The 18,440-nt window shown below is 72.9% G+C and carries 12 protein-coding genes; 9 read left to right on the forward strand and 3 right to left on the reverse strand.

Annotation, left to right across the window (positions count from 1 at the left end; genetic code table 11):
• Positions 1-11: 11 nt before the first annotated feature.
• Positions 12-3,077: an AAA family ATPase gene (locus AB0O07_RS19750; RefSeq protein ID WP_365635299.1), complete on the forward strand. Its 3,066-nt coding sequence runs from the start codon at positions 12-14 to the stop codon at positions 3,075-3,077.
• A gap of 18 nt (positions 3,078-3,095) precedes the next feature.
• On the opposite strand, the gene AB0O07_RS19755 is transcribed toward AB0O07_RS19750, so the two are convergent.
• Together AB0O07_RS19755 and AB0O07_RS19760 are read right to left on the reverse strand one after the other, a co-directional pair.
• Positions 3,096-4,256 carry a PQQ-dependent sugar dehydrogenase gene (locus tag AB0O07_RS19755; RefSeq protein ID WP_365634832.1) on the reverse strand — a complete coding sequence of 387 codons (1,161 nt, stop codon included), beginning with the start codon at positions 4,254-4,256 and terminating at the stop codon, positions 3,096-3,098.
• Positions 4,257-4,422: 166 nt separating this feature from the next.
• The gene (locus AB0O07_RS19760) at positions 4,423-5,436 is read right to left on the reverse strand and encodes an aldo/keto reductase (protein ID WP_365634835.1); all 1,014 of its coding nucleotides are present in this window, start codon (positions 5,434-5,436) and stop codon (positions 4,423-4,425) included.
• 168 nt (positions 5,437-5,604) lie between these two features.
• Here AB0O07_RS19760 and AB0O07_RS19765 point away from each other — a divergent pair, with 168 nt between their 5' ends.
• From AB0O07_RS19765 to serA, 7 genes are all read left to right on the forward strand, one after another.
• Positions 5,605-6,588 (forward strand): 2-hydroxyacid dehydrogenase, encoded by a 984-nt coding sequence (locus AB0O07_RS19765; protein ID WP_365634838.1) that lies wholly within the window; start codon positions 5,605-5,607, stop codon positions 6,586-6,588.
• A 359-nt stretch (positions 6,589-6,947) separates the two neighbouring features.
• Positions 6,948-7,196 (forward strand): hypothetical protein, encoded by a 249-nt coding sequence (locus AB0O07_RS19770; RefSeq protein ID WP_365634841.1) that lies wholly within the window; start codon positions 6,948-6,950, stop codon positions 7,194-7,196.
• An 11-nt stretch (positions 7,197-7,207) separates the two neighbouring features.
• Positions 7,208-10,096, forward strand: a complete 2,889-nt coding sequence (locus AB0O07_RS19775; RefSeq protein ID WP_365635301.1) for an EAL domain-containing protein — start codon at positions 7,208-7,210, stop codon at positions 10,094-10,096.
• Positions 10,097-10,316: 220 nt separating this feature from the next.
• Positions 10,317-12,182: an acetolactate synthase large subunit gene (locus tag AB0O07_RS19780; protein ID WP_365634844.1), complete on the forward strand. Its 1,866-nt coding sequence runs from the start codon at positions 10,317-10,319 to the stop codon at positions 12,180-12,182.
• A 29-nt stretch (positions 12,183-12,211) separates the two neighbouring features.
• Complete coding sequence (gene ilvN / locus AB0O07_RS19785; protein WP_365634847.1) at positions 12,212-12,736, forward strand: acetolactate synthase small subunit; 525 nt, start codon at positions 12,212-12,214, stop codon at positions 12,734-12,736.
• A gap of 120 nt (positions 12,737-12,856) precedes the next feature.
• Complete coding sequence (ilvC, locus tag AB0O07_RS19790; protein WP_365634850.1) at positions 12,857-13,858, forward strand: ketol-acid reductoisomerase; 1,002 nt, start codon at positions 12,857-12,859, stop codon at positions 13,856-13,858.
• Positions 13,859-14,217: 359 nt separating this feature from the next.
• Positions 14,218-15,810: a phosphoglycerate dehydrogenase gene (gene serA, locus AB0O07_RS19795; protein WP_365634852.1), complete on the forward strand. Its 1,593-nt coding sequence runs from the start codon at positions 14,218-14,220 to the stop codon at positions 15,808-15,810.
• A gap of 114 nt (positions 15,811-15,924) precedes the next feature.
• On the opposite strand, the gene AB0O07_RS19800 is transcribed toward serA, so the two are convergent.
• A complete protein-coding gene (locus AB0O07_RS19800; protein ID WP_365634855.1) occupies positions 15,925-17,247 on the reverse strand; it encodes a helix-turn-helix domain-containing protein in 1,323 nt (440 codons plus the stop codon).
• Positions 17,248-17,426: 179 nt separating this feature from the next.
• Between AB0O07_RS19800 and AB0O07_RS19805 the strand changes: the two genes are divergently transcribed.
• Complete coding sequence (locus AB0O07_RS19805) at positions 17,427-18,353, forward strand: proline dehydrogenase family protein (protein ID WP_365635303.1); 927 nt, start codon at positions 17,427-17,429, stop codon at positions 18,351-18,353.
• Positions 18,354-18,440: the final 87 nt, after the last annotated feature.

Here is an 18,440-nt window from a genome sequence, read left to right on the forward strand (position 1 = left end):
AGGGCTGTGCGATGCTCGGCGATGTGGAGACCAGGTCAATCAGCCCGGTGTTCGTCGGCAGGTCCGCCGAGCTCACCGCGCTCACGTCAGCGCTCGCCCGCGCCACCGCGGGCGAGCCCCAAGCGGTGCTCGTCGGCGGGGAGGCGGGCGTCGGCAAGACCCGCCTCATCGAGGAGCTGCACCGCACGGCCTGCGACGAGAAGGCCGTCGTCGCCGTCGGCGGCTGCGTCGAGATCGGTGCGGAAGGGCTCCCCTTCGCGCCGTTCTCCAGCGCCCTGCGCACCCTGCGCCGGCGCCTCCCCGACGAGCTCCACGCCGCCGCCGAGGGGCAGCAGGACGAGCTGGCCAGGATCCTGCCCGAGCTGGGCCACTCCGGCCGGGACGCCCAGGGCGAGGAGGGCACCGCCCGGCTCTTCGAGCTCACCGCGCGGCTCCTGGAACGGCTCGCCACCGACCGTACGGTCGTCCTCGTCCTGGAGGACCTGCACTGGGCGGACGCCTCCACCCGCCACCTCCTCACCTACCTCTTCCGTTCGCTGCGCCGTGGCCGGCTCCTGGTCATCGGCACCTACCGTGCCGACGATCTGCACCGCCGCCACCCGCTCCGCCCGCTCCTCGCCGAGCTCGACCGGCTCCGCACCGTCCGCCGCCTCGAACTGCCCCGCTTCACCCGTGCCGAGGTGCGCAGCCAGCTCACCGGCATCCTCGCCGCCGAGCCGGGCCCCGAGCTGCTGGAACAGATCTTCGACCGCTCGGACGGGAACGCGTTCTTCGTGGAGGAGCTGGCCTGCTCCCTCGGCACCGGCTGCGGTGGCGGCGGCCTCAGCGAGTCCCTGCGCGACCTGCTCCTCGTACGGGTCGAGACGCTGCCCGAGGACGCCCAGCGGGTCGCCAGGATCGTCGCCGAGGGCGGCTCCACCGTCGAGTACCGGCTGCTGCTGGCCGTCGCCGGGCTCACCGAGGACGCGCTCATCGAGGCGCTGCGCGCCGCCGTCGGCGCCAACATCCTGCTGCCGACGGCGGACGGCGACGGCTACCGCTTCCGGCACGCCCTGGTCCGCGAGGCCGTCGGCGACGACCTGCTGCCCGGCGAGCGCTCCCGGCTCAACCGGCGGTACGCGGAGGTGCTGGAGGCCGACCCCTCCCTGGTCCGCGCCGACGAGCGGACGACCCGGCTGGCGAGCTACTGGTACCACGCCCACGACCCGGCGAAGGCGCTCCCCGCCGTCCTCCTCGCCTCCGTGGAGGCCCGCGAGCGGTACGCCCACTCCGAGCAACTGCGGCTGCTGGAACGCGCCATGGAGCTGTGGGACGACGCCCCCGCCGCGATACGGGCCATTCTGCGCCCGCCGGACGAACTGGACGTCTATCCGCCCTGCGGGGGAGCCGAGGACTCCGAGCCGCTGAGCTATCTCGACCTCATGGCGGAGGTGACCGTCGCCGCGCGCGCCAGTGGCGACCGCGAACGGGCCCTGGCCATCGCCAAGAAGGCGATGCGGCTGCTGGAGGGCGAGTCGGGGGAGAAGGACCCGCTGCGCGCCGCCTGGTTCTGGATCGAGCGCTCCCGGCTCGTCCAGGACCTCACCCGGGGCGACGGCTGGGCCGAGCTGGCCCGCGCGCAGGAGCTGGTGCGCGGGCTCAACCCCTCCGCCGTGCACGCGCAGGTCCTCGCCAATGTCGCGGCCTGGGGCGCGCTGCACCAGCCGGGCCCGGAGAGCCTGGCCGCCGCCGACCGGGCCGTCGAGTACGCCCGGCTGGTCGGCGCCGAGCGCACCGAACTCCACGCGCGGCTCACCCGGGGGTGGCTCACCGCCGACGCGGGCGCCATCGAGGAGGGCATCGCCGAGATGTACGCGGTCCGCGACCGCGCCGCCGAGCTGGGCTCGGTCTCCATCCAGGGCCGCGCCGCCAACAACCTGCCGTCCACCCTGGAGTCCATGGGCCGCTCCCAGGAGGCCGTGACGACCGCACGCGAGGGCGTCGCCTTCAGCCACCAGCGCGGCCTCACCGACACGGAGGCCTGGGTCAGGACCAACCTCGCCCAGTCCCTCATCTCGCTGGGCCGCTGGGCGGAGGCGGACACGGTCCTGGACGAGACGGTGGAGCTGGCCCGGTCCCCCAAGGCGCGCGCCCTGCTCGCCGTACGCCGGGCCGAACTCGCCCTGGCGCGCGGCGACTTCGAGGAGACCGCCCGCCAGGTGGAGCTGACCAGGGGTTTCCTGGGCACCCATGACCACCAGCCGCAGCACGCCATCACCCCGGCCCGGCTGAGCATGGTCGTCGCGGCCCGGCGCGGGGCGCTGGACGAGGCGCGGGCCGCGTTCGAGGAGATGGCCGCGCACGGCTTCCCGCTCGGGACCCACCGGTACACGCTGCCGCTGCTCTGTACGGCGGCGGCGATCGAGGCGGACGCCCGGGGGCTGCCCGGCGCCGAGGCGGGCCGCGCCGCGGTGCTGGCCGCGGTCCGCGCCCACGGCAAGCGGCTGCCGGGGCTGGTGCCGGTCTGGGCGGCGTACGGACTGACGCTGGAGGCCGAACTGGCCCGCGCCCACGGGAAGGACACCCCCGCGCAGTGGGGCCGCGCGGAGGCTGCCTTCGCCGGCCTCGACCGCCCGTACGAGCTGGCGCAGGTCCGGCTCCGCAGGGCCGCCGCGCTCCTCGACGCGCACGCGGACCGTACGGAGGCGGCCACGCTGCTGGAGCGCGCCCACCGGGAGGCCACCCGGCTCGGCGCGCGCCCCCTCGCCGAGGAGATCACCCTGCTCGCCGCCCGCGCCAGAATCGGCCTCGCGGCACCATCGGCGGACGGTACGGAGCCCTCCCGCCCCCGGGGCGCCGGTACGGGCCCCGAGGCCGACCCGGTACGCGAACTGGGGCTCACCCGGCGGGAACAGGACGTCCTCCGGCTGGTCTCGGCGGGCCACAGCAACCGCAGGATCGCCGAGGAACTGTACATATCCCCGAAGACCGCCAGCGTCCACGTCTCCAACATCCTGGCCAAACTGGGCGTCTCCGGCCGCACCGAAGCAGCCGCCCTCGCCCACCGCCTCCGACTCTTCCCGGACGTCACGGCCTGAGCGCCGGCCCCCCCGCCGTTACGAGACCTCCAGCAGCAGGATCCGGTCGTCGGCCGGGCTCGGGGTGCCCCGGTTGTCGGTTTCGCTGGTCACCAGCCACATCCGGTCGCCGCCGGCGGCCAGGACGGTGCGGAGGCGGCCGTACTCGCCTGTCAGGAACGCCTGGGGGGCGGCCACCGGTTCCCGTCCCGCGAGCGGGATCCGCCAGAGCCGTTCGCCGCGCAGGCCCGCCATCCAGACCGAGCCCGCGACGTACGCGATGCCGCTGGGCGAGGCCTCGTCGGTGCGCCACTGCTCCACCGGGTCCACCTGGCCGGGCTTCCCGGCCCGGCCCTCCGCGATCGGCCAGCCGTAGTTCTTGCCGGGCTCGATCAGATTGAGCTCGTCCCAGGTGTTCTGGCCGAACTCCGAGGCCCACAGCCGCTTCTCGGCGTCCCAGGCCAGCCCCTGCACATTGCGGTGGCCCAGCGAGTAGACCACCGAGTCGGCCTCCGGGTTCCCGTGTACCGGCTGCCCGTCCGGGGTCATCCGGAGGATCTTCCCGGCCAGCGACTCCGGGTCCTGGGCGAGCCCCGTCTCGCCGGTCTCCCCGGTGCCCGCGTAGAGCATCTTGTCCGGGCCGAACGCGATCCGGCCGCCGTTGTGGACGGTGCCCTTGGGGATCCCGCGCAGCACCGTGTCGGGCGCGCCCAACTGCTGGCCCACCGGCTTCCTCGGGTCGTAGAACATCCGGGCGATGCGGTTGTCCGACGCGGTGGTGAAGTAGGCGTAGACCAACTGGTCCTTGGCGTACGTGGGGGAGACGGCGAGCCCCAGCAGCCCGCCCTCGCCGGCCGGCGCCACCCCGGGCACCGAGCCGATCACCGTCTTCTTCCCGCTCTCCACGTCGACCCGGGTGATCGTCCCCTCGTCGCGCGAGGCGACCAGCAGCCCGCCGTCCGGCAGCGCCGTGAGCCCCCAGGGCGACGCCAGCCCCTCGGTGACCGTCGACACCACCTTCACCGTCCCCTTGGCGGGCGCGGGCGGCACGGTGGGGGTCGGCGACGCGGCGGCTGAGGGGGCCGCCGCCGAGGACGTGGCACGGTCGAACGGCGTGCCCGTGTCCTCGCCGGAGGAGCACCCCGCCGCCAGGAGAAGGGCGGCGGCGGCCCCCACGGCCGTCCCTGCTGAACGCTTCACGGTCCCGGTCCCTTCGACGACTCCGGACAGCTCCGCCCGCGCGGTTCCGCGCCGTACGGCACTGCTGTTCCTTCCTCCTGTTCTTACACCGGGCGTCCCAGGAAGGTTCCCCGACTCCGCCACCGATGTGGCACGCCGGGCCCACCGGGCCGCCCGGGGACGCGCCCTACTCCCAGGACGCGCGCACCGGCGGCAGGGCCGCTATCTCGGCCAGGTCCCGTGCCGTCAGCGACACCTCCGCCGCCCGCGCGTTCTCCACCGCCCACCGCTCCCGCTTCGTCCCCGGTACGGCCACCACCTGGCGTCCCTGCCCCAGCACCCACGCCAGCGCCACCTGGGCCGGCGTCGCCCCGTACCGTTCCGCCACCCGCCGCAGCCCCGCCACCAGCGGCTGGTTCGCGGCCATCATCTCCGCCGTGAACCGGGGGTGCCTGGCCCGTACGTCGTCCGGCTCGAACCCCTGCCCAGGGGTGAGCGTCCCGGTGAGGAAACCACTGCCCAGCGGCATCGCCGCCAGGAAGCCGACGCCCCGCGCCGCACACCACGGCAGCAGCACCTCCAGCGCCTGCGGCGACCACACCGACAGCTCCGCCTCCACCGCGCCGACCGGGAACACCTGCTGCACCCGCTGGAGCTGCCGCACCGTCTCCGCGTACGGAGGCTCCCCCGGGACCCGCCGCGCTCCCCGCACGCCCGCCCCGCCCGCCCGCGCCCCCACGGCGCACCACCCCAGCGCGCGTACCTTCCCCGCGGCCACCAGCTCCGCCATCGCGCCCCACGTCTCCTCGACGGGTATCTCCGGATCCACCCGGTGGAGCTGGTAGAGGTCGATCACATCGGTCTGGAGCCGCCGCAGCGACGCGTCGCACGCCCGCCGTACGTACTGGGGGCGGCCATTGGCGACGACCTGCCGATCGCCCACCAGCAGCCCGCACTTGGTGGAGACGACCGCGTCCGCGCGCCGCCGCCCGAGCACCCGCCCCAGCAGCAGTTCATTGGTGAACGGACCGTACATGTCGGCCGTGTCCAGCAGCGTCGACCCCGCGTCCAGCGCCGCGTGCACGGTGCGCAGCGAGCGCTCCCCATGGCGCTGGGAGGCGGTGTAGCCCCAGTGCATCGGCATACAGCCGAGCCCGACCGCCCCCACGGCGAGCGCCCCGCCGATTGTCCTGCGCTCCAACCCCGCCCTCCTCGTGCCGCCCTCAAACTAACCCCATCGACCTGCGGATCTGCCCCCAGGGACCCCTTCAGGACCACCGCCGGAGCCGCTCCCGTGGCCGCTCCGTGGCCGTACCCCGGCTCCCCGGCCCGGCGCCCCGCGCCCAGGGCGTCGCATAGCCTCCTGACCATGACTCCTGACGTATGGCTTCCGATTCCGGCCGCTGAGATCGAGGGACTCCCCGAGGGGCCGCGCTACCTCCAGTGGGACGGCGAGGAGGAGTTCCCCGCCGACCCCGCCGACTGCGCCTTCTACGTCGTGCCGTACATGCGCCCTCCGGAGACCGTCATACGGCCGCTCCCCGCGATGACGTCCCTCCGCGTCATCCAGACGCTGTCGGCGGGCACCGACAATGTGGCCCCCGCGCTCTCCGCGCTGCCCGCCGGAGTCCTGCTCTGCAACGCCAAGGGCGTCCACGAGGCCAGTACGGCGGAGCTGGCCCTGACGCTCACCCTCGCCTCGCTGCGCGGCGTACCCGACTTCGTACGCGGCCAGGACCGCGAGGAGTGGCGCGCCGGGTTCCGCCCCGCGCTCGCCGACCGGTCGGTGCTGATCGTCGGGTACGGCTCGATCGGCGCGGCCATCGAGGACCGGCTCACTCCGTTCGAGTGCGCGCGGGTGGTGCGCGTCGCGCGCTCCGCACGTGCCTCGGAGCGCGGGCCCGTGCACGCGCTCCACGAGCTGCCCGCGCTGCTCCCCGATGCCGATGTGGTGATCCTCTCCACGCCGCTCACCGAGGAGACGAAGGGCCTGGTCGGGGCGGAGTTCCTGGCCCGGATGAAGGACGGTGCCCTCCTGGTGAACGTCGCGCGCGGCGCCGTGGTGGAGACCAAGGCGCTCCTCACGGAGGTGGAGAGTGGCCGGATCACGGCCGCCCTCGATGTGACGGACCCCGAACCGCTCCCCGCGGGACATCCCCTCTGGCATGCTCCGGGTGTCCTCATCAGCCCCCATGTCGGAGGCCCCACCTCGGCCTTCCTGCCGCGCGCCCGGCGCCTGCTGGCCGGCCAGCTCACCCGGTTCGCCGCCGGGGAGGAGCCGCGCAACGTGGTCCTCACGACGGCAGGGCCGACCGGAACGACGGAAGGACCGACCGGATCACCCGCCGCCTGACCCGCCGCCCGACCCGCCACCCGGAGCCCGTCGCGGGATCCGGCGCCGCAGGGGGCGCCCGCGCCGCCGGACGCACCCCCGCGCGAGCGCCCCGGCACCACGCTCCGCACCCGTACGGACACCCTCGATACCGACAACTCCGCTGGTCGTCACGGAGAGTAGAGAAACTATGGCCCTGAGTGACGAGTCTGGTGTATCGTCCCGATCTGGGGGCTGCGCCGCGCGTGGGGCGGCGCGGCGGAGTGAACGGATTGCGAGGGGGGCGACGGGCGATGTACGGCCAATGGACGAACGATCCGACGCGGCAGGGGCGTCGGCGGCGACCTCCGGACTCCCCGGCGTGCGCACCACGCCCGCCGGTGGCGACGGAGGAGAGCTCACGGATTCCGACGGCGGTCCCGGTGGTGATCCGGGCGGCGATCCCGACGGTGAACCGGGCGGTGATCCGGGCGGCGATCCCGAAGGCGATCCCCGGGACTGCCCCGAAGACCGGCGCACGGATCACCGTACGGGCCACGGAACGGGCCGGCGCACGGCTCACCGCACCGGCCACCGGACAGACCGCCGCGCGGGTCGCCGCGCGGACCGTCTCAAGGACGATCCGGTGAGCGCCGAGGGCATGCTCGTGCGCGGGCGACAGTTCGCCGGCGGGTCCACGGGACCGGCGGGCCAGCTCCTCCTCGCCCTGATCTGCGGCGGTTACGCGGCCGGCGCTGCGGTCGGCTGGGGCTCCGAGAAACTCGCCCTGTTCATGGGCGACTTCGGACTCAGCATCGCCGCCCTGATCGCCGCGGTCTCCTGCTTCTTCTACGCCCGCCGCCAGGACGGCCGCTTCCGGCCGGCATGGCTGCTCTTCTCCTTCTCCTCCGCGATGGCCTCGGCGGGCAACGCGGTCTGGGGGTGGTACGAAGTCGTGCTGGAGCGGCCCGTGCCCAACCCCTGCCTCGCCGACCTGCTCTTCCTCTGCTTCGCGCCACCCGCCATCGTCGGCCTGCTCGTGCTGGCCAAACGGCCGGTCACCCGGGCCGGCTGGGTCTGCCTCGGGCTGGACTCCTGGCTGATCGGTGGCTCGCTCCTCACGCTCTCCTGGAGCCTCGCCCTCGCCCGCACCGCGCAGTCCCAGGGCGAGGACATCACCCAGGCCGCGCTCTCCCTCGCGTACCCGCTGCTGGACATCGTCCTGGTCAGCATGGTCCTCGCGCTCCACTTCCGGAAGGCGGCGGGGAGCCGCCCCGCCGTCAACACCGCCATCGCCGCACTCGCCCTGACGGTGCTCTGCGACGCCCTGTTCACCTCGCCGCTGCTGCGCGAGAGCTACCGGTCGGGCCAGTTCCTGGACGCGGGCTGGTTCGCCGGGTCGCTGCTCCTCGCGTACGCGCCCTGGGGCGTCCGGCGCCTCCCCGATCCACCCGACCCCGACCCGGCGCACGAGGAGCGCCAGACGCGCGGCGCCATGCCCATCGCCGGCTCCCTGGGCGCGCTCACGCCGTACCTGGCGGCGGCCGTCTGCACACTGGGGATCCTGTACAACGTCACCGAGGGCCGCAAGGTCGACCGCTTCGTGGTCTTCACCGGGTGCACGGTGGTGCTCGCCCTCGTCGTACGGCAGGGCATCATGCTGGTCGACAACATCGCCCTCACCCATGAACTGGCCCACAAGGAGAGCCACTTCCGCTCCCTGGTCCAGGGCTCCAGCGATGTCATCATGATCGCCGCGCCCTCCGGGATACTGCGCTACGTCAGCCCGGCGGCCACCGGCGTCTACGGCCGCGAGGCCGAGGACCTGGTCGGCGCGGAACTCGCCTCGATCATCCATCCCGACGATCTCGGCAGAGTCGTCCACGAGGTGCGCCGCTTCCTGGCCACCCCGCCCGCCGACGAACCCACCACCCGTATCGAGTGCCGCTTCCGCTCCGGAACCGGCGACTGGCTCAATGTCGAGTCCACCGTCAACCGCCACCAGGGCGGGCTGATCTTCAACAGCAGGGACGTCACCGAACGGGTCCGCCTCCAGGCGCAGCTCCAGCACAACGCCGAGCACGACCCGCTCACCGACCTGCCCAACCGGGCGCTCTTCACCCAGCGGGTCCGGCAGGCCCTCTCCGGCCGCCGGACGACCGATCCCGGCACGGCGGTGCTCTTCATCGACCTCGACGGTTTCAAGGCCGTCAACGACCGTCTGGGCCACCAGGTGGGCGACGAACTCCTCATCCTCGCCGCCCACCGGCTCCAGGACTCCGTCCGGGCGGGCGACACCGCGGCGCGCCTCGGCGGCGACGAGTTCGCCGCCATCGTCCTCGGCGACGGCTCCGGCGACCAGGCGGCCCGCGAGTTCCAGGTCCACGAGATCGCCGACCGGCTCCGGCTCCGGCTCTCCCAGCCGTACAAGATCGACGGCAACGACGTCCGGGTCGCCGCCTCCATCGGCGTCGCCTTCGCCGAGCCCGGCATCACCCCCACCGACCTCATGCGCAACGCGGACCTCGCCATGTACCGCGCCAAGGCGGGCGGCAAGAACCGCGTCGAGATGTACGCGCCCCAGATGCAGGCCGACGTGGTCCGCAGAACCGAGCTGGCCACCCGTCTCCGTACCGCGCTCCACGACGGCGAGTTCGCCCTGCTCCACCAGCCCGTGGTCCATCTCACCTCGGGCCGGGTCTCCGCCGTCGCCGCCCAGGCCCGCTGGCGCTCCGCCCAGGGCATCCTCTTCACCCCGGCCGAGTTCCTGCGCGGCGCCGACGACGGCGACCGCACCTCCGAACTGGGCCGCTGGCTCCTCGAAGAGGCCGTCAAACAGGCCGCCGACCGGGCCGGGCTCGGCTACTCCACACCCGTCTCGGTACGGATCCCGGCCCGGCGACTCCTCGACAAGTCCCTCCCGCTCGGCTCCGTGGAAGCCCTGCTCAACCGCCATGGGCTCCCCTCGGGCGCCCTGATGATCGAACTCTCCGACAGCGACCGCGCGGGTCTGGACGAGCTGGAACACCGCCTCGCCGCGCTCCGCAGGCTCGGCGTCCGGATCGCCCTGGACGGCTTCGGCAGCGGCTACGCGGCGATAAACGCCCTGCGCCGCCTCCCCGTGGACGTCCTGAAGATCGACCACGGTCTGGTCGAGGGCGTCGTGGAGTCCGGCCGGCTGCACAAGATCACCGCAGGGCTCCTCCGGATCGCCTCCGACCTCGGGCTCCAGTCCGTCGCCGAGGGCGTGGACCTCCCCGAACAGGTGACCGCCCTGCGGGCCATGGGGTGCACCCACGGCCAGGGGATGGCCTTCTCCGGGCCGCTCGACGAGTACCGGCTGCGCCGTGCCCTGGTGGCCGGTTCCTATCCCCTGCCGGGGACCAACGCACTCCCCGTCCTGGCCGGTACCGGCGGCCCCGGGCCGGTACGCCGCTCCCGCCAGCCCGTCTCCGACCGGATCCCGCAGCCCTCCCTGCCACCGTCCCGGCAGCCCTCGATGCAGCCGTCCCTCCGCTCACATAGTGAGACTCCCGTCCCACCCACTTGACAGCCGGGGCGCGCCGGAGGGAGGGTCATTTCCATGCGCACCCGAATTCTCGTACTTGGACAGCGCGTCGGCTGACGCAGAGCCCCTCCCCGCTCTGCGGACCGCAACCGACGCGCTCCCCTCGCCTGCCTCCCGGCACGAGGGGTTTTTTGTTGCACCGGTGCACCGCAGAACCCGCAGAAACCCCGCACAAACCCTCAGCTTCGAGAAGAGAATGCCGATGACCGAGCAGGCCACCGGGGCCCACCATCCGCAGCCGCGGGCCCGTAACACCGGACCGTCCTCCGCCTCAGTCGAGCACGTCACGGGCGCGCAGTCGCTCATCCGCTCTCTTGAAGAGGTGGGCGCCGAAGTCGTATTCGGTCTCCCCGGCGGCGCCATCCTCCCCGCGTACGACCCGATGATGGACTCCACCCGGGTCCGGCACATCCTCGTCCGCCACGAGCAGGGCGCGGGCCACGCCGCCACCGGATACGCGCAGGCCACCGGCAAGGTCGGCGTCTGTATGGCCACCTCGGGGCCGGGCGCCACCAACCTCGTGACCCCCATCGCCGACGCGCACATGGACTCCGTGCCGCTCGTCGCGATCACCGGCCAGGTGGCGAGCAAGGCCATCGGGACGGACGCCTTCCAGGAGGCGGACATCTGCGGCATCACCATGCCGATCACCAAGCACAACTTCCTCGTCACCCGGGCCGAGGACATCCCGCGCACCATCTCCGAGGCGTTCCACATCGCGTCCACCGGCCGGCCAGGACCGGTCCTGGTCGACATCGCCAAGGACGCCCTCCAGGCCCGTACGACCTTCTCCTGGCCGCCCGTCCAGGACCTGCCCGGCTACCGCCCGGTGACCAAGCCGCACGCCAAGCAGATCCGCGAAGCCGCCCGGCTGATCACCCAGGCCGAGCGCCCCGTCCTCTACGTCGGCGGCGGCGTCATCAAGGCCGGCGCCACCGCCGAGCTGAAGGTCCTCGCCGAGCTGACCGGCGCCCCCGTCACCACCACCCTGATGGCGCTGGGCGCCTTCCCCGACAGCCACCCGCAGCACGTCGGGATGCCGGGCATGCACGGGTCGGTCACCGCCGTCACCGCGCTCCAGAAGGCCGACCTGATCGTCGCCCTCGGCGCCCGCTTCGACGACCGCGTCACCGGCAGGCTGGACAGCTTCGCGCCGTACGCCAAGGTCGTCCACGCCGACATCGACCCCGCCGAGATCGGCAAGAACCGCACCGCCGACGTGCCGATCGTCGGGGACGCCCGCGAGGTCCTGGCCGACCTCGTCCAGGCCGTCCAGACCGAGCACACCGAGGACCACCTCGGCGAGGCCGCCCGCTCCCGCTACGCCGCCTGGTGGCGGGACCTCGACCGCTGGCGCGCGACCTACCCGCTCGGCTACGAGCAGCCCGGCGACGGCTCCCTCTCGCCGCAGCAGGTCATCGAGCGCGTCGGCAAGCTCGCCCCCGAGGGCACGGTCTTCGCCGCCGGCGTCGGCCAGCACCAGATGTGGGCCGCCCAGTTCATCGAGTACGAGCACCCCGCCACCTGGCTGAACTCCGGCGGCGCCGGGACCATGGGGTACGCCGTGCCGGCCGCCATGGGCGCCAAGGCCGGGCAGCCGGACCGCACCGTCTGGGCGATCGACGGCGACGGCTGCTTCCAGATGACCAACCAGGAACTCACCACCTGCGCCCTCAACAACATCCCGATCAAGGTCGCGATCATCAACAACGGGGCGCTCGGGATGGTCCGCCAGTGGCAGACCCTCTTCTACAACCAGCGCTACTCCAACACCGTCCTGCACGCGGGGGACGGCGGCGGCGAGACCTCCGGCGGCGGCACCCGGATCCCGGACTTCGTCAAGCTCTCCGAGGCCATGGGGTGTGTCGCGCTGCGCTGCGAGTCCCCCGACGACCTCGACGCCGTGATCGCCAAGGCCAACGCGATCAACGACCGCCCCGTCGTGGTCGACTTCATCGTCCACGAGGACGCCCAGGTCTGGCCGATGGTCGCCGCGGGCACCTCCAACGACGAGGTCATGGCCGCGCGCGGGATCCGCCCCGACTTCGGCGACAGCGCCGACGACTGAGCCGCGAGAACGAGAGAAGAGACCGACACATGACCAGGCACACCCTCTCCGTTCTGGTGGAGAACACCCCCGGTATCCTCGCCCGGATCGCCGCCCTGTTCTCCCGCCGCGGCTTCAACATCGACTCGCTCGCGGTCGGTGTCACCGAACACCCCGACATCTCCCGCATCACCATCGTGGTCAATGTCGAGGAACTGCCCCTGGAGCAGGTGACGAAGCAGCTCAACAAGCTGGTGAACGTCCTGAAGATCGTCGAATTGGAGCCCGGCGCTGCGATCCAGCGCGAGCTCGTCCTGGTGAAGGTCCGCGCCGACAACGAGACCCGCTCCCAGATCGTCGAGATCGTCCAGCTCTTCCGCGCCAAGACCGTCGACGTCTCACCCGACGCCGTCACCATCGAGGCCACCGGATCGAGTGAGAAGCTCGACGCCATGCTCAAGATGCTGGAGCAGTTCGGCGTCAAGGAGCTGGTGCAGTCCGGGACGATCGCCATAGGGCGCGGCGCGCGGTCCATCACCGACCGCAGCCTGCGGGCCCTGGACCGCAGCGCCTGACAAGGACCGCACCCGGTCCGGTTCGTATGCCGAGACCGGGAGACCCGCTTCGTCCGCCCCGCCGTACGGTGGACGCAAGCTGCGACAATTCACAGAAGTGCACAAAAAGGAGAAGACCCAGTGGCCGAGCTGTTCTACGACGACGATGCCGACCTGTCCATCATCCAGAACCGCAAGGTCGCGGTCATCGGTTACGGCAGCCAGGGCCACGCCCACGCGCTGTCGCTCCGTGACTCGGGTGTCGACGTCCGGGTCGGCCTGCACGAGGGCTCCAAGTCCAAGGCCAAGGCCGAGGAGCAGGGTCTGCGCGTCGTGACGCCCGCCGAGGCCGCCGCCGAGGCCGACGTCATCATGATCCTGGTGCCGGACCCGATCCAGGCGCAGGTCTACGAGGAGTCCATCAAGGACAACCTGAAGGACGGCGACGCGCTGTTCTTCGGCCACGGCCTGAACATCCGGTACGACTTCATCAAGCCGCCGGCCAATGTCGACGTCGCGATGGTCGCCCCGAAGGGCCCGGGCCACCTGGTCCGCCGCCAGTACGAGGAAGGCCGCGGCGTGCCCTGCATCGCCGCCGTCGAGCAGGACTTCTCCGGCAACGCGTTCGCGCTGGCCCTCTCGTACGCGAAGGGCATCGGCGGCACCCGCGCCGGCGTCATCAAGACGACCTTCACGGAGGAGACCGAGACCGACCTCTTCGGTGAGCAGGCCGTGCTCTGCGGTGGTACCGCAGCGCTGGTCAAGGCGGGCTTCGAGACGCTGACCGAGGCCGGCTACCAGCCGGAGATCGCGTACTTCGAGTGCCTCCACGAGCTGAAGCTGATCGTGGACCTCATGTACGAGGGCGGCCTGGAGAAGATGCGCTGGTCGGTCTCCGAGACCGCCGAGTGGGGCGACTACGTCAGCGGCCCGCGCGTCATCACCGACCAGACCAAGGTCGAGATGAAGAAGATCCTCGCCGAGATCCAGGACGGTACGTTCGCCAAGAACTGGATGGACGAGTACCACGGCGGTCTGAAGAAGTACAACGAGTACAAGAAGGCCGACAGCGACAGCCTGCTGGCGACCACCGGCGCGGAGCTGCGCAAGCTCATGAGCTGGGTGGACGACGAGGACGCGTAACCGCGCCCCGAGGCGGCCCCGGCGCCGCCCCCGCCCCTCCCCGGCACGACCGGGACGGGGCCGGGGGCCCGCGCCGGGGCCGCCCGTACATGCCCGTACAACCGGGACGCACGGGGCGTGTGCCGGGCGCCGAGGGGGCCGCGGAGGGGAGTCTTCCGGGCCCCGGTCGCACGTATGAGTGATCCTTTCGCAAGGGCGGAACACCACCCGGGCGTCAGCATTACACTGCTCAACACATACGCGTCAGGCCCACAGCGTCGTGCGTCTTTCACGCGGTTAGGGCGCGCTCCGCCCTAGGACCCCTCCACCGCATGCGGCCGTCGGGACGGCCGTCCGCAATGGGACTTGTGAGGACTCACGTGAGCTCGAAACCTGTCGTACTCATCGCTGAAGAGCTTTCGCCCGCCACCGTCGACGCGCTCGGTCCGGACTTCGAGATCCGGAACTGCAACGGTGCCGACCGCGCGGAGCTGCTCGACGCCATCGCCGACGTGGACGCGATCCTCGTCCGCTCCGCGACCAAGGTCGACGCCGAGGCCGTCGCGGCGGCGAAGAAGCTGAAGGTCGTCGCCCGCGCCGGGGTCGGCCTCGACAATGTCGACGTGCCCGCCGCCACCAAGGCCGGCGTGATGGTCGTCAACGCGCCGACCTCCAACATCGTCACCGCCGCCGAGCTGGCCTGCGGTCTGCTGGTGGCCACCGCGCGCCATATCCCGCAGGCCAACTCCGCGCTGAAGAACGGCGAGTGGAAGCGCTCCAAGTACACCGGCGTCGAGCTGAGCGAGAAGACCCTCGGGGTCGTCGGCCTCGGCCGGATCGGGGTGCTCGTCGCGCAGCGCATGTCCGCCTTCGGGATGAAGATCGTCGCGTACGACCCCTACGTACAGCCCGCGCGCGCTGCCCAGATGGGTGTCAAGCTGCTGACGCTGGACGAGCTGCTGGAGGTGTCGGACTTCATCACCGTGCACCTGCCGAAGACCCCCGAGACCATCGGTCTCATCGGTGACGAGGCGCTCCACAAGGTCAAGCCGACGGTCCGGATCGTCAACGCCGCGCGCGGCGGGATCGTGGACGAGACGGCGCTCGCCGCCGCGCTCAAGGAGGGCCGCGTCGCCGGCGCCGGTCTGGACGTCTACGCGAAGGAGCCCTGCACGGACTCCCCGCTCTTCGAGTTCGACCAGGTCGTCTGTACGCCGCACCTCGGCGCCTCCACCGACGAGGCGCAGGAGAAGGCGGGCGTCGCGGTCGCCCGCTCCGTCCGCCTCGCGCTCGCCGGTGAGCTGGTCCCCGACGCGGTCAACGTCCAGGGCGGGGTCATCGCCGAGGACGTACGCCCGGGGCTGCCGCTCGCCGAGAAGCTCGGCCGGATCTTCACCGCGCTCGCGGGCGAGGTCGCCGCGCGGCTCGATGTCGAGGTCTACGGCGAGATCACCCAGCACGATGTCAAGGTGCTCGAACTCTCCGCGCTCAAGGGTGTGTTCGAGGACGTCGTCGACGAGACGGTCAGCTACGTCAACGCGCCGCTCTTCGCGCAGGAGCGCGGCGTCGAGGTCCGCCTCACCACCTCCAGCGAGTCCCCGAACCACCGCAACGTGGTGACGGTGCGCGGCACGCTCGCGGACGGCGAGGAGGTCTCGGTCTCCGGCACGCTGGCCGGCCCCAAGCACCTGCTGAAGATCGTCGCCATCGGCGCGTACGACGTGGACCTGGCCCTCGCTGACCACATGATCGTCCTCCGCTACGAGGACCGCCCCGGCATCGTCGGCACGGTCGGCCGGATCCTCGGCGAGGCCGGGCTGAACATCGCGGGCATGCAGGTCTCCCGGGTCGCGGAGGGCGGCGAGGCGCTGGTCGTCCTCACGGTCGACGACACGGTCCCGCAGCCGGTCCTGGCGGAGATCTCCACGGAGATCGGCGCGGTCTCGGCCCGCTCGGTCGACCTGACCGACTGACGCGGCCCCTTTCGCCACGCCCCCGGGGCCCGGCGGGACCCTCCGACGCCACGGCGCGGGGGCTCCCCGCCGGGCCCCGCGGCGTCGCCGGGGGCGTTCCCCGTGGACGGGGGCTCAGAGCCGGGCGGCCTTCAGCGCCATGTGCAGCAGCAGGCGGTCCTCGCCCTCGGCCAGGTCGAGGCCGGTGAGCTGCTCGATGCGGGAGAGCCGGTAGTAGAGGGTCTGCCGGTGGATGCCGAGCGCCGCCGCCGTGCGGCCCGCCTGGCCCGCGTGGTCGAGGAAGGACTCGGCCGTGCGGGCCAGTTCGCCGTGGGCGGGGGAGAGCAGCGCCGACACCGCCGGGTCGGGGGCCGTGGGCAACGCCGTCAGCAGGCGGTAGGCGCCGAGCCCCGCCCAGCGGGCCACCGGGCCGAGCCGGGGCTGCGCCACCGAGGCCCGGGCCGCCCCCACCGCCTCGCCCCAGGCCGCCGGAAGCCCGGCGAGACCCCGGCGCGGGGCGCAGAGCCCGGCCCCGGCGCCGGGGCCCGCCGCCGTACGGAGCCGCGCCGCCGCCGTCAGGACGGGCCCCTCCGCCTCCGCCGACCGCAACCGTACGAGCAGCGCCAGCGCCGCGCCGTCCGGCGCCCCGGGACCACCGCTCCCGGCACCGTCCACCGCGCCCCGCACCGCCGCCCCGGCACCGCGCGTCGCGCCGTGCGCCCCGCCACCGCTTCCGGCTCCGTACGCCGCCGCGCCGCGCCCCGTCCCGCCCCGGGGCCCCGCCTCGCCCCGTACCTCCGCGCCGTCCGGCGCCCCGGCCCGCGCCGTCCACGGCACCGTGCAGAGCGCCGCCGCCCCCGGGACGGCGCGCGCCGGGGGTTCCTCGTCCGGCCAGGGGGCCACGCAGAGCAGGACGTGGGGGCCGTCCGCGCTGGGGCCCAGGGCGGTGCGGAGGGCCGCCGTCGCCATCTCGCGCTGCCAGCCGGGGGGCGCCGTCAGGGCCGTCCGGAGTTCCCGGGAGAGCTCCGTGCCCGCCTTCGCCTCGCCGGCCAGGAGGTCGCCGATGCGGGCCGTCACCTCCATCGCCGCCGCCAGCGTCGCGTCGTCGGGGCCCCGGCCCGGAGCCGCGTCGTCGAGCAGCCACACGTAGCCGAGGACATGGCCCCGGTGGCGTACGGGGAGACAGATGCGGCCCCGGAACACCCCGGCCTCCGGGGCCGCCGGGATACGGACCGGGCCCGAAGCGTGGGCGATGCCGAACTCCTCGAACCAGGTACGGACGGCCGGCGTGGAGCGGCGGGTCAGGATCGAGCGGGTGCGGACCGGGTCCACCGCCGTGTCGTCCTCGCTGTCGTGCACCCCGAAGGCGATCAGCCCGAAGTCCCGGTTCTCCAGGGTCGCCGGGACCCCCAGCAGCGCCGAGATCTCGTCCACCAGTTCCTGGTAATCGTCCTTCACCCGGACATTCTCCCACCGGCGCCGCCCCTCTTCAGACATCTGTCTGAGATCCGGGCCACGGATGCGTGACACGTGTCGATGGCAGAGGATCGGAGCGGTCCTTAGCGTTCACAGTGGTTCTCCCGCCGCGCCGGTCCGCCCCGGTCACGGCGCCGTCCGATCCCCCCGTGGAGGTCCCTGTGCTGGGTCCCGTGATCCTCGCCGCGTCGCGCAGCGACGCCCTGCGCCGTACGCTCTCGGCCGCCCCGGTCACCAAGCCGGTGGTGAACCGGTTCATCGCCGGCGAGTCCGTCGAGGAGATCACCCCCGTCGTCCGCTCCCTCGCCGAACAGGGCCTGGAGGTCACCCTCGACGTCCTCGGCGAGGACATCACCGACCCGGCCGCCGCGCTCGCCGCCCGCGACGCGTATCTGCGGCTGGTCGACGCCCTGGCCCCGCTGGACCTCGCCGCCCGCGCCGAGATGTCGGTGAAGCTCTCCTCCTTCGGCCAGGCGCTCCCCGGCGGCCACGACCTCGCGCTGCGGAACGTCACCGAGGTCGTGGAGGCCGCCGCCGCCATCGGCACCACCGTCACCCTCGACGCCGAGGACCACACCACCCTCGACTCCACCCTCGCCGTCCACGCCGAGCTGCGCGCCCGCTTCCCGGAGACCGGCGCCGTCGTCCAGTCGTACCTCTTCCGCACCGAGGAGGACTGCCGGGCGCTGGCCGCGGCGGGCTCCCGGGTGCGCCTGGTCAAGGGCGCCTACAAGGAGCCCGCCTCCGTCGCGTACCAGGACAAGGGCGAGGTCGACCGGGCGTACGTACGGTGCCTGCGCGTCCTGATGGCCGGTTCGGGGTATCCGATGGTCGGGACCCATGACCCGCGGCTGGTCGCCGTGGCGCAGGACCTGGCGCGGCGCGCGGGGCGTAAGCCGGACGAGTACGAGTTCCAGATGCTGTACGGGATCCGGGAGGCCGAGCAGTTCCGGCTCGCCGCCGAGGGACACCGGATGCGTGTGTACGTCGCGTACGGCACCGACTGGTACGGGTACTTCATGCGCCGACTCGCGGAGCGCCCCGCCAACCTCGGGTTCTTCCTGCGCTCGCTCGTCACCCGTACGTGAATCGCCCGGTCCGGACCCCCCGTCAGCCCTCGAACGTCGGCCCTCGAAGCACCCAGCCCCCCAGCACCCAGCAGATGAAGGAGATGC

The sequence above is a fragment of the Streptomyces sp. NPDC093085 genome, from assembly GCF_040683935.1.
GTDB lineage: Bacteria > Actinomycetota > Actinomycetes > Streptomycetales > Streptomycetaceae > Streptomyces.